This is a genomic window from Duganella sp. AC237 (genome assembly GCF_979254035.1).
In genome coordinates, this window is the sequence record NZ_CEEDEW010000003.1 from 5,996,653 (window position 1) to 6,008,759 (window position 12,107).

The window sequence follows — 12,107 nt, forward strand, 5'->3', positions numbered from 1 at the left end:
GGTGGTTCGCTAGGTTGCGTCGAAATATTGTTGCAGGATGATGGCGGCGGCGCGGTCGTCGATGACCTCGCCGCGCTTGGCGGAGATGACCGCCGACGAATAGCGCTCGTCGACCAGCTCGACCGGCAGGTTGAAGCGGCCGTGCAGCTGGTTGGCGAACTTGCGCGCGCGCGCCGTCATGTCGTGCTCGGCGCCATCGGGATGCATGGGCAGGCCGACCACCAGGCGGGCGGGTTTCCATTCGTCGAGCAGGGCGGCGATGTCGGCAAAGCGCGTGGCGTTGTCGATGGCGGAGATGACTTTGACTGGCTGGGCCTGGCGAATCATGGTGTTACCCATGGCCACGCCGATACGTTTGACGCCGAAATCGAAAGCGAAGATGGTGTCGACGCTCACGGTTGACCAAACTCAAACATGTCACGCATGGCCGGCCTCGGACGTGAGCATCAGCGGATCGATGCCCAGCAGGCGCATGGCGGCCGTGTAGCGTTCCTCGATGGGCAGGTTGAACAGGATCTCGGGATCGGCGCCGACCGTGAGCCAGCCGTTGCGGCCGATTTCCTCCTCCAGCTGGCCCGGACTCCAGCCCGAGTAGCCGATCGACACCAGCATTTGCGGTGGGCCCTCGCCGGCGGCGACGGCCTCGAGCACGTCGATCGACGTCGTGAAGGCGATATCCTTGGTGACCGTCAGCGACGACGAGTAGCGGTGGCCCGGCGTGTGCAGCACGAAGCCGCGGTCGTCCTGCACCGGGCCGCCGAACATGATGGGCTCGTCCACGTGGGATTCGACTCCCGTGCCCTCCTCCAGCTTCAAGTCTATGCGTTCGAACAACACTTGCATGGTCATATCGGTGGGTTTGTTGATCACCACGCCCAATACGCCGTTCTCGTTATGCTCGCAGACATACACGACCGTGCCGCCAAAGACCGGATCTTGCATTGAAGGCATTGCAATGAGGAAATGATTCGCCAGGTTCAGGGAAGGTTCCGCGCTGCCGCCGATGGGACCCAATTCGTCCATCTCATCCTGTGGCTCGTCCTGGGGTTCACCCTTGCGCGGGGCGGATACAGGTAGAGTTTTGCCGATTTTGCTCTTCTTCATACGCGTTGCTCTCTCTGTGCTGGATGCGTGATCTTACCGTGCCGCCGCTGGGTCTTGCCTATGTCTTGCACTCTGTCCTGGACAAATGCTGTAACATCGCGCCGCTAGCAGCTGTCTCTCTCACCGATAGTTTACACTGAATTGAGGGTGCGGCCATGATTGCGTTCCCCCACGAGATTGACACAGACCGAATGAAACTGAAATCGTCCCTGGTATGGTTGCGCCGCGATTTGCGGGTTTTCGACCATGTCGCCCTGAATCAGGCGCTGCAGGACAGCGCCACCGTGTATTGTGTTTTTGTCTACGATAAGACCATCCTCGACGCCCTGCCGCGCCGCGACCGCCGTGTCGACTTCATCCACGCCAGCCTGGCCGAGGTGGCCGGCGAGCTGTGCCAGCTCGGCGGCCACCTGATCGTGCGCCATGCCGATCCGGCGACCGACATCCCGGCGCTGGCCGCCGAACTGGGTGTCGATGCCGTGTTCTGCAACCACGATTATGAACCGCAAGCGATCGCACGCGACGCCGCCGTGGCCGAGGCGTTGCAGGAGGCGGGCCGCCAGTTCTTCAGCTACAAGGACCAGGTGATCTTTGAAAAGAGCGAAGTGCTGTCGCAAACCGGCGGCGTGTTCTCGGTGTTTACGCCCTACAAGAACGCGTGGCTGAAAAAGCTGACGGCCGATCCGTCGGTGCTGGCGCCTTTCCACATCGAACCGCACGCGGCGCGGCTGGCGCCGCCGCCCAAGCGCGCACCGGCCCTGCCGACCCTGGCCGAACTGGGCTTCGAGCCGAGCAACCTGGCCGAGCTGAAAATTCCCACCGGCATGTCCGGCGCGGCGGCGCTGTTCGACGATTTCCTGCCGCGCATCGCCGACTATAAGACGGCGCGCGACTATCCGGCGATCAAGGGGCCATCGTACCTGTCGCTGCATTTCCGTTTCGGCACGCTGTCGGTGCGCCACCTGGTGCGCACCGTGGTGGACCTGATGGCGCGCGGCGCCGGCGGCGAAGGCGCGCCGGTCTGGCTGGCCGAGCTGATCTGGCGCGAGTTCTACGCGATGATCCTGTTCCACAATCCGCATGTGGTGGGCGGCGCCTACAAGCCGGCCTACGACGCCATCCAGTGGGAGACGGGCCCCGAGGCGGACGAATTGTTCGCCGCGTGGTGCGAAGGCCGCACCGGCTATCCGCTGGTGGACGCGGCGATGGCGCAGCTGAACCAGACCGGCTATATGCACAACCGCCTGCGCATGGTGACGGCGTGCTTCCTGATCAAGGACCTGGGTATCGACTGGCGGCGCGGCGAGGCGTATTTCGCGCTGCAGCTGAACGACTTCGATCTGGCGTCGAACAACGGCGGCTGGCAATGGGCGTCGTCGTCGGGCTGCGACGCCCAGCCGTATTTCCGCATTTTCAATCCGATCACGCAGTCGGAGAAATTCGACGGCGGCGGTAAATTCATCCGGCGCTATCTGCCGCAATTGAAAGACCTCGGCGACAAGGAAATCCACGCGCCATGGCAAACGCCGCGCATGCTGCCGCTCGATTACCCGGCGCCGGTCGTCATGCACGACGAGGCGCGCAAACGCACCCTGGAGCGCTACGAGGTGGTGAAAAAACCCGCCCAACCGGAATAAGCCGGGTTATTTCAACAAGCCGGTGATCGCCTCCAGCAGCACCGGCTCCTGGAACGGTTTGCCGAAATACGCGTTCACGCCCAGCTGCAAGGCGTAGTTGCGGTGCTTGTCGGCGCTGCGCGAGGTGATCATGATGATCGGAATCTCCCTGGTCCGCTCATCGCCGCGCACATTGCGGGTCAAGTCGAAACCGTCCATGCGCGGCATCTCTATATCGACCAGCATCAAATCCGGCGTCGTGTCCTGCAGCTGCTCCAGCGCGTCCACGCCATCCTTGGCCAACAGGACATGGTAGCCTTCGCGCTCCAGCAAACGCTGGGTCACGCGCCGCACCGTCATCGAATCGTCGACCACCATGATGGAACGCGCGTTCGGACGCGCCTGCGCCGGACTGGCCGCCTGCGCATACTGCCGCCGGGCCTCCGGCTGGTGCGCCAGATGCTGCACCAGCGCCACCGGATTCAGTATCAGCACGATATCGCCCGTCCCCAGCACCGTCGCCCCGGCGATGCCCGGCATGCGCGACAACTGCGGACCGATATTCTTGATAACCACCTCGCGGTTGCCCAGCACCTCGTCGACCCGCACCGCCAGCCGCTCGTTGCCGTTCTTGAGCATCATCACGGGCGCCGACCGCTGCGCCGGCGGCGTGTCCGCCGCGCCCAGCAAGGCAGGCAAATAATGCAGCGCCGCCTGATGCCCGTGGATCGGCACGACGCCGCTTCGATGCGCCTCGGCCAATACCGAGTCCTTCATCTGCAGCACCTGTTCGACCAGGATCGACGGGAAGGCATAGGTCTTGCCGCCAGCATCCAGCAGCACGACCTGCGTCACGGCCAAGGTCAATGGCAGGCGGATCGTGAAGCGGGTGCCTTTGCCAGGTTCGGAGAACATGTCGACGCGCCCGCCCAGCGATTGCGCCTCCGACTGCACGACGTCCATGCCGACGCCGCGCCCGGACAGCTCGGTCAGCGATTCGGCGGTGGAGAAGCCCGGCTCGAAAATCAGATCGGCGATCTGCGCCTCGGTGGCCTCTTCCCCTTCCAGCAGCAGGCCGCAGCTGATCGCTTTGGCGCGGATGCGTTCCAGATCGAGTCCGGCGCCGTCGTCGCTGAATTCGATGACCACCTCGTTGCCCTGCTGCGTGACCTGCACCAGCAGTTCGCCGGTCTCGCTCTTGCCAGCCTCGCCACGGGCAGCGCGCGACTCCACGCCGTGGGCGATGGCGTTGCGCAGAAGGTGCTCGAACGGCGCGGCCATGCGTTCCAACACGCTGCGGTCGATCTCCACCGCGCTGCCCCGGATGTCCAGGTTGACGCGCTTGTCCACTTCCTTGGCGCTTTGACGGGCCACGCGGAACAGCCGCTCCGAGATGCTGGCGAACGGCACCATGCGCACCCGCATCAGGTCGCGCTGGAGATCGCGCGTGAGGCGCGCTTGCAGCACCAGATCGTTGCTGGCGGTATCGACGCCACGGGTCAGATTTTCGTGGAACGAGGCGACGTCGTTGACGCTTTCCGCCATCATCCGGGTCAACTCCTGCAGCCGGGTGAAGCGGTCGAATTCGAGCGGATCGAATTCACGCTCGCTCGACACCGACATGCGCGAGGCGATCTGCGATTCGGCCTGCATTTCCACCTCGCGCAACTGGCGGCGCAGGCGGGCAAGGTTCTCGGAGAAGTCCAGCAGCGACGCGCGCAGGGTGGCGACTTCGTTCTCCAGCCTGGAGCGCGAGATCGACACCTCGCCGGCCTGGTTGACCAGCCGGTCCAGGATGTCGGCGCGCACGCGCACCAGCGGCGACTTGGCGCCGGCCGGGGGTTCCTCTCCCGGCTGCGCCACGGACGGACCGCCGCCGGCGTCGTCGGTGGCCGCGATGCCGGCGGCCGGCGCCGCATCCCCGCCCATCGTCGCCGGCGCGCCGGCTTCGATGCTGTCCACGTCGGCCGCGAGGCCTGCGGCGCCCTTCTCGGCGGAGACGGATTTGAGCGCGTCGGGATGCTGCAATTGTTCGAACAGCAGCAAGGCGTGGTCGTAGTGCGCGAGCAGTTCGTCGAACGCCTGCGGCGTGGCGAAGCCGGCGTGCACCATGTTTTCGATATGGGTTTCGATTTCATGCGCATGCTGGCCCAGGCGCATCGCACCCGCCATGCGCGCGCTGCCCTTGACCGTGTGCAGCAGGCGTAGCAAACCTTGCGCGTGGGACGTGTCGGCGGGATTGTGCTGCCAGGCGCGCAGCGCCTCGCCCACTTGCGGCAGCAGGTCGGCGCCCTCCTCAAGGAAGACCGGCAGCAGATCGGCGTCCAGCTCGTCGTTGAAGAGCGCCGGCGCGGCGGCCAGGATCTCCGGCTCGGCGGGGGCCAGTTCGATGATCTCGGCGTCCGGCGTTGGAGCGGGCTCTGGTTCCGGTTCCGGTTCCGCTTCCGGTAACGGTTCCGGTTCCGGTTCCGACGGTGCGGCGATATTCAGCGGCGGCTCGGCGAAGGCGTCGTCAAAGGCCGCGTTGAACAAATCATCGATGCTGTCATCGGCGCGCGCTTCGACTTTTTTTGGCTCCGGCGCGGCCACGGGGGTGTCCGATTCCGGCACGCTCCCGCTAAGCACGTCGTAGGCATCCCTGAACAAACGGTCCAGCGGCGTTTCCTCCGCCTCCGGCGGCTGCGGCGGCGACGCGATGTTTTCCATCGTCTCCGCCACCAGATCATCCAGACGCGCCTCGATATCCTGGCCGGCGCCGGGCGGCGCGGCGGCCAGTTCCCCGCTCAGCTGCCGCAAGGCGGCGATCAGTTCCGGCTGCGCGGCGGGCATTTCGCCCTGCGCAAAGCTTTGCAGCATCTGGCGGATGCGCTCTATCGCGAAGTCCAGCAGATCGTGCTGCGCCTGATCCAGATGCGGGGCGGGCGGCAGCAACGCTTGCAGCGTCGTCTCCAGCGACAGCGCCACTTCGCGCAAGACCTTGAAGCCGACCGTGCCCGACGTGCCGGCCAGCGTATGGGCCGCCTGCAGCGCCTCGGGATTGACCGGTCGGCGCGGCTCGTGGCGCCACTCGCCGAAATCCTGCTGCAGCAGGCGAACCAGTTCGTCCGTCTCGTGCAGATAGATGTTGTACAGCGGCAGAGGGATATCCAGCTCGCCGATATGCTTGACGTTGTCGTCGCGCGGCGCCAGCGGCGGCGCCGCGGTGGGGAATTCGATGACGTTGCCGGTGGAGGAAGGCGCCGGCGGCGGGGCCGGTACCGCCTCCTCGATGAAGAATTCGCCGCCCTCCCGAACACGCAGGGCGGCGGCCACCAACGCGTTCGCATTGCGGGCCGAGACGCCGGCGGACGCCAACTCCGCCACCCAGGCACGCAACTCGCGCGCGACGGCCGCCAGCAGCGAGAACAACGCGTCGGACGAAGGTCGCTCCTCGGCCAGCCAGGTGTTCATCACCCGCTCGACCGCATGCGCGGCGTCGGCGAACTGGTTCATCCCGACCATCCGTCCGCTGCCCTTGAGCGTATGGAAAGAGCGGCGCAACATGATCAGGGACTGCTCGCCGCCGGATTCCGAACGGGGCTTGGCCAGCGTGTCATCGACAAAGTCCAGCACCTCGCGCGCCTCGGCGATGAAGATTTCCAGCAGCTCGGCCTCCACCGCAGCGTCGCTGGCGGCGGGCGGCGGCGCTTCGGCCGGCATCGACGCCGGCGCGGGCGCCATCACTTCCTGATCCAGCACCGGGATCGATTCGGACTCCGCCATTTTCTTGAACGGCACCGAACGGAAGGTCCCCTGCTGCGCATCGAAAGTAAAACGCTCGCGCGCGCCGGCCGCGTTCTGCGCCAGCATGTCGACAAAGAAGCCCAGCGCGCCGACATTCTGCGCGATGTCGTCGAGCGTCTTCGACTCCTGCGTGGAATCGCCGCCGCCGGTGGCCAGCGACAGCACCGCCGCCTTCACATGCTGCGCCGCTTTCATCGCATCTTCCTGGTCGAGCATCGCCAGCGCGCCCTGCAACTGGTGCAGCACCGGATCGAGTTCCCCCAGCGACGGGCGCCTGGCCGGATCGATGTAGTACTCGTCGAGCACCTTCTCCACCTGGCGCAGGCCGGTCTTCATTTCCAGCGCCAGCGCGATCGCCGTATCGTCCTGCCGCATCTGCCGCGCCAAACCGCTCTGCCACTGCGCCGGCTCCGGCGGCGTATCGCCGGACACCAGCGCCAGCAAGCGCGCGCCTATCGTATCGGCGTTCGCCGCGAAGTCGGTCGGCAGGTGGCGGATCTGTTCCAGGCCATGCTCGGCGAACAGCAGCGCGGTCGCCATTTCCAGCGCCAGCTCCTCGCTGCGGCCGGCCGAGACGGCGGTGCGCGCCACCTCGGCCAACTGGCGCATCAGCGCGCTGAGGGCCGGAATATTCAGCTTGTCGCATGCGTCCGCGACATCGGCCAGCGCGGTGTCGAACGCGGCGTCCAGGCCGGAATCGATCTCGGCGTCGGCCAGCCTGTCCCAACTGGCCTTGGCCTGCGCCATGCCGGTCTTGGCGCGCTCCAGCGCTTCGTCGTCGATCTGGCCGTAGCGGCGGGTCTCATAGTCGGCCGGCGCCAGACCGTCGAGCGCGAAGACGGCGCGCATCGTCCTCGCCGTCGGCGATTCGGTGTCCGCGCCGGCCGCCGCGATAAAGAACAGCGCGTCGCGCAGCATCGTGTCCGGCTGCGCGACGGTGCCCTGGCTCAAACGGCGGATTTGCAGATTGATCAATCCGAACAGCTGCTTCACATACAGGCCGCCGGCCAGTTCGCCGCCGGCCACCAGCTCGGCGAAGCCCTGCATCGCCAGCCAGAAGGTGCCGGCCTTTTCGTCCCGCTGCGCGTCGGCGACCAGTTTCACGGCGTCGAGCAGTGCGGCGGCGTGTTCCCGCTGCCGCGCAGGTTCGGTGCTTTTCATATACGGCAGCAGCGCGCGTTCGAACCGTTGGCGGTAGGCCGAATAGTCAACAACTTCGTCGACGCCGGCATCGATAACATCCAGGTCCGGCGTCCGCGATAAATCCGGGAAAAACAGGTCCGCGGGGTGTATCCGGTCGGCGCCTATCATCTCCTGTACCGCGCGGTAGTACGGGAACAGCCTGGCCGGCTGCGATGGCGCGCCATCCAGCAGCTCCTCCAGATACTCGACCAGCGCCTGATACAGCTGCGACACCGCCTCCACATGGTCGGTGCTGCACTTGACCGTGCCTGCCTTGAAGCGGTCCAGCGCCGCCTCGGCCAGCTGCGTCATCTGGCTCACGCCGTCGATGTCGACCATCTGCAACGCGCCGTGGGCTTGGTGCAAATGCGATTTCGCGTGCTGCAGCTGCGTCGCCTGATCTTCCGCCGCCCTGCCGCCCGCCTCGACCAGCGCGGTCCTGGAGCGCGCCAGCGACTCCCGGATTTCCACCATCACCCACGACAGGGGCCCGGTATCCAATGGCGGTTGCTGCGGTGTCGAAAAATCAGTTGTGGTCATGCTTGCCTAGGCCTTTCAATGAGGTGCGCAGCGTGCGTTCAGGACGCGATGCGGAATCGCGCCACCGAGTTTTTCAATTCCTGCGCCAGCACCGACAGTTTATGGATCGATTGCGCGGTTTGCTGCGTGCCGTCCTGCGTCTGCTCGGTCACCGTCAAGATGTGCTGGATATTGTTCGCGACGCCGTTGGCCGATGTCGCCTGCTGGCCGGTGGCGAGCGAAATGCCGGAAATCAGCTCGGCCAGGCGGTTCGACACTTGGGAAATGTCGTTCAGCGCCGCGCCGGCCGCGTCGGAAAGCCGCGCGCCTTCCACCACGCCCTGGGTCGATTTTTCCATCGCCGCCACCGCGTCGTGGGTATCGGTTTGGATCGTGCGCACCAGCGCGCCGATCTGCTTGGCCGCTTCGGCCGAGCGCTCCGCCAGCCGCTGCACCTCCTCCGCCACCACCGAGAAGCCGCGTCCCGCCTCGCCAGCCGACGCGGCCTGGATCGCCGCGTTCAGCGCCAGCACGTTGGTCTGTTCGGTGATGTCGGAAATGAGCTCGGTGATCTCGCCGATCTCCTGCGACGATTCGCCCAGCCGCTTGATGCGCTTGGAGGTGTCCTGGATCTGGTCGCGGATCTCGTGCATGCCCTTGATGGCGTTTTCCACCGCCGTCGACCCTTGCTGCGCCGCCGCCACCGACTGGCGCGCGACGTCGGCCGATTCGCTGGCCGAACGCGACACGTCGGTGATCTCGTTGGCCATCTTGGCCACGGTGGCGCTGGCGTCCTGGATCTCGCGCGACTGCCGCTGCGACGCCTGCAGCAAGTTGGCGGCGATGCTTTGCGCGTGGGTGGAAGCCTTGGTCACCTGTTCGGCGGTGGCGGTCACGCGTCCCACCAGCCCGCGCAGCTCTTCGACCGTGTAGTTGACCGAATCGGCGATCGCGCCGGTGATGTCCTCGGACACGGTGGCCTGCACCGTCAGGTCGCCGTCGGCCACTTCCTGCAACTCATTCATCAGGCGCAGGATCGCGGCCTGGTTCTGGTCGTTCATGGCCTTGGCTTCCTCCTCCTTGCGCTGCGATTGCTGGCGCATCGCCTCCGCCTCCTGGCGGCGGCGGTCGGCGCCGCGCGTGCGGTTGTGGGAATCCATCAGCAGCACCCGGCCGATGGCCGCCGCCATGATCAGCGTGAGCAAGCCGCCGGCCACCATCAGCCAGAACGTCGGGCCGAGCGAATCCTGGTCTTCGCGGTAGGCCTGCTGCAGCACCGACAGGCGTTGGCGCAGCGCTTCGTTGTCGTTGAAGATCAGCTGCTCGGCGGTTTTCGCGGCGCTGAATTTATCCAGCTTGTTGAGGATTGCCGTCACCAGCTTTTGATATTCCTCGAAGTCGCCTTTGAGCGCGGTGAACTTCTCGCGCAGGTCCGGATCGCGCACGGCGGCGACGCCCAGCGGCGCGCTGCCGTTGAGGAAACCGTCGACCGTGTTGCGGAACACGGTGGTGTCGCGTCCCAGCTGGAACGCCGTTTCGGAGCTGATGCCGCCGGCGGTCAGGAATTCGCTGGCGCCGCGGCTCATGCGCTGGGTCAGCATCGACAGCCCGCCCAGCGCCGCCAGCTCGCGCCCCGTGCCCCCGCGCTGCAGCTTGATGGCGGTGATTTCCTCGGTGCGCGCCAGCAGGTCGGGCGACATCGTGTTGAGTTTTTGTAGCGTCTTATCGACGCCGCTCAGGTCTCCCTTGAGGGTCAGGATGGTGTCGGCGGCGATGTCGGTCGCGCTCCACTGCTTGCTCGCGGCGGCCACCACCGGCGCCAGGTCGGCGCGCGGCTCGCCGATTTCGCGCCCCTGGTAGGTACCGCCGCGCGTCATCAGCTTGATGTCGTTATTGAGCTCCTTGCGGCTTTCCTCGAGCTGGCGAAAGCCTTCGGCGCTGCCCTGCACGGCGTTCGGCGCGGCCTTGCCGATGCGCTGCGAGTGCATCAACGCGTCGCTGGCGACCTGGGTTTGGGCCGAGCGGTTGGCGCTGTGGATGGTGTTGAGTGCGACGAACACCGCGCTCGCGCCAAGGCTCACGGCCAGCGCGGTCGACAAGATGCTCAATTGGCGCTGCGCCGGCAGATGGCCGATCAACGGCAGTTTGAAGCCGGCGGCGGTTTCGGCGGGCGCCACGCGGGTGCCGAGGCGGCCCAGCGCATCGCGCAGGCGCAGCGGGGCGCCGCCGTCGGCGGCGGCGTTGGGGGTGTTTCCGGTCCCGGCGGCGGCATCCATGAACTGCGAATCGCCGGCCTCGCCGAATTCCGCGTTCGCTGTCGGGTCCTGGTCGGCATTCCGGTTGCCATTCGAGAAACTACCCATCTTGAAAGCCATTCCACCCTCTCCGGATTAATTTATGCGACCCGCGATTCTCCATCATCCGCAGTGTACGTGCATCAGAAGCCAACTTGCAGAAACGCAGGGTCGCGCACCAGCTGCGCCAGGTCGATCCGGGTCCAGCTTTGACCCTCGGCGTCGTCGAAGCGCTGTCCGCACCACGCCGGCGCGCCTTCCGCAGGCGCCGCCGCCTGCATGTCGGCCAGCTTGCGCAGGCCCAGTACGCGCCCGGCCAGCAATGCGCAGTTAAAGCCCAGCCCCGGCGCAAAGGTGATGAAGCGGCGCTCCGACAGCGTGGTGCCGTCGGCGCCGGCGCCCTGCCACTGGAAGCGCGCCAGGTCGACCACGCCGGTCAGGTTGCCGCGTATATTGGCCAGGCCCTGGTACCAGTCCCGCGTCAGCGGCACCGGCGTCACCGGTTGCGGCGGCACGATCTCGCCGATCTGGGTCAGGTCCAGCAGGCACCGACGGCCCCCGATCAGCACACCCAGTTCGCGACCGCCGACGTTGGCCCCGGTCTTGGCGGCTTGCATGCGCTCGAGCAGCTGCACCTGGTACTGGCGCAGGCGGCTGCGGCGTTCCGTGCCGGCCGGCGAGCCGCTGTTATCGGCGGTATCGTCGGCGGTGCTGTCGGGCGCGTGGCTGTCCATCGCTTAGTCTTGGCCCGCCTGCACATCCAGGGCGGCGATCCTGGCCAGCAGATCGGCCGCGTCGACCGGTTTGACCAGGTAGTCGCGCGCGCCCTGGCGCAGGCCCCAGATACGGTCGGTCTCCTGGTTTTTGCTTGAGCAGATAATCACCGGCACGTCCTGCAGCGCCGGATCGCGGGCGATCGAGCGGGTGACCTGGAAGCCGTTCGCGCCGGGCATGACCACGTCCATCAGGATCAGCTGCGGCTTGTCGGCCTTGATCTTGACCAGCGCCTCCTCGCCGTTTTCGGCCACCGACACCGAAAAGCCGTTGCGCACCAGGATATCGGTCAGGTAGTAACGTTCGGTGGGCGAATCGTCGACGATCAAAATGCGGTGTATGGCCATAATTCCCTCTGCGGCTTTCTTATTCTGGTGACGGCACGGACGCGCCGCCGGTGTGCTCGCGCACGGCGGCCAGCAGGCTGTCCTTGGTAAAAGGTTTGGTCAGGTAGGCGGCCGAGCCGACCATCGCGCCGCGCGCGCGGTCGAACAGGCCGTCCTTGGAGGACAGCATCAGCACCGGCGTGGCATGGAATTTCGCGCTTTTTTTAATCAGGGCGCAGGTTTGGTAACCGTCCAGGCGCGGCATCAGGATGTCGCAAAACACCAGCGCCGGGTGGTGGTCGTTGATCTTGGCCAGGGCGTCGAAGCCGTCTTCGGCCAGCACCACCCGGTAGCCGGCCTGGCTCAGAAAAATCTCGGCCGATCGACGTATCGTGCTGCTATCGTCGATCACCATGATTTTCAGTGCCGAATCGGTCACATTGGCTTGCGGCGTGGTCGTCATAATCGAATCGCTGGGATGATGCTACACGATAGCATAGGCGGCGCGC

General features: G+C 66.0%; 8 protein-coding genes. 1 reads left to right on the forward strand and 7 read right to left on the reverse strand.

What is annotated here, in order from left to right:
- Positions 1-9: 9 nt before the first annotated feature.
- Together ruvX and AC0IYS_RS26580 are read right to left on the reverse strand one after the other, a co-directional pair.
- Entirely contained in the window at positions 10-396 is a 387-nt protein-coding gene (ruvX, locus tag AC0IYS_RS26575; RefSeq protein WP_471707991.1) for a Holliday junction resolvase RuvX, read from the reverse strand.
- Positions 397-417: 21 nt separating this feature from the next.
- On the reverse strand, positions 418-1,023 hold the full coding sequence (locus AC0IYS_RS26580; protein WP_471708941.1) for a YqgE/AlgH family protein: 606 nt from the start codon (positions 1,021-1,023) through the stop codon (positions 418-420).
- A 272-nt stretch (positions 1,024-1,295) separates the two neighbouring features.
- Here AC0IYS_RS26580 and AC0IYS_RS26585 point away from each other — a divergent pair, with 272 nt between their 5' ends.
- Positions 1,296-2,741 (forward strand): cryptochrome/photolyase family protein, encoded by a 1,446-nt coding sequence (locus AC0IYS_RS26585; RefSeq protein ID WP_471707992.1) that lies wholly within the window; start codon positions 1,296-1,298, stop codon positions 2,739-2,741.
- Between the two features lie 6 nt (positions 2,742-2,747).
- On the opposite strand, the gene AC0IYS_RS26590 is transcribed toward AC0IYS_RS26585, so the two are convergent.
- The 5 genes from AC0IYS_RS26590 to AC0IYS_RS26610 all read right to left on the reverse strand — a co-directional run bounded on the left by AC0IYS_RS26590 (position 2,748) and on the right by AC0IYS_RS26610 (position 12,061).
- On the reverse strand, positions 2,748-8,225 hold the full coding sequence (locus tag AC0IYS_RS26590) for a hybrid sensor histidine kinase/response regulator (protein WP_471707993.1): 5,478 nt from the start codon (positions 8,223-8,225) through the stop codon (positions 2,748-2,750).
- A 38-nt stretch (positions 8,226-8,263) separates the two neighbouring features.
- Entirely contained in the window at positions 8,264-10,579 is a 2,316-nt protein-coding gene (locus AC0IYS_RS26595) for a methyl-accepting chemotaxis protein (protein ID WP_471707994.1), read from the reverse strand.
- 62 nt (positions 10,580-10,641) lie between these two features.
- Complete coding sequence (locus AC0IYS_RS26600; RefSeq protein WP_471707995.1) at positions 10,642-11,232, reverse strand: chemotaxis protein CheW; 591 nt, start codon at positions 11,230-11,232, stop codon at positions 10,642-10,644.
- A gap of 3 nt (positions 11,233-11,235) precedes the next feature.
- Entirely contained in the window at positions 11,236-11,619 is a 384-nt protein-coding gene (locus AC0IYS_RS26605) for a response regulator transcription factor (protein WP_471707996.1), read from the reverse strand.
- A gap of 19 nt (positions 11,620-11,638) precedes the next feature.
- The gene (locus tag AC0IYS_RS26610; RefSeq protein ID WP_090323653.1) at positions 11,639-12,061 is read right to left on the reverse strand and encodes a response regulator; all 423 of its coding nucleotides are present in this window, start codon (positions 12,059-12,061) and stop codon (positions 11,639-11,641) included.
- Between the last annotated feature and the right edge of the window lie 46 nt (positions 12,062-12,107).

Coding starts and splice junctions, on each gene's coding strand:
- AC0IYS_RS26590 (WP_471707993.1), bottom strand. CDS start 8,225: ATGACCACAACTGATTTTTCGACACCGCAGCAACCGCCATTGGATACC.
- AC0IYS_RS26605 (WP_471707996.1), bottom strand. CDS start 11,619: ATGGCCATACACCGCATTTTGATCGTCGACGATTCGCCCACCGAACGT.
- AC0IYS_RS26585 (WP_471707992.1), top strand. CDS start 1,296: ATGAAACTGAAATCGTCCCTGGTATGGTTGCGCCGCGATTTGCGGGTT.
- AC0IYS_RS26600 (WP_471707995.1), bottom strand. CDS start 11,232: ATGGACAGCCACGCGCCCGACAGCACCGCCGACGATACCGCCGATAAC.
- AC0IYS_RS26610 (WP_090323653.1), bottom strand. CDS start 12,061: ATGACGACCACGCCGCAAGCCAATGTGACCGATTCGGCACTGAAAATC.
- AC0IYS_RS26595 (WP_471707994.1), bottom strand. CDS start 10,579: ATGGCTTTCAAGATGGGTAGTTTCTCGAATGGCAACCGGAATGCCGAC.
- AC0IYS_RS26580 (WP_471708941.1), bottom strand. CDS start 1,023: ATGGACGAATTGGGTCCCATCGGCGGCAGCGCGGAACCTTCCCTGAAC.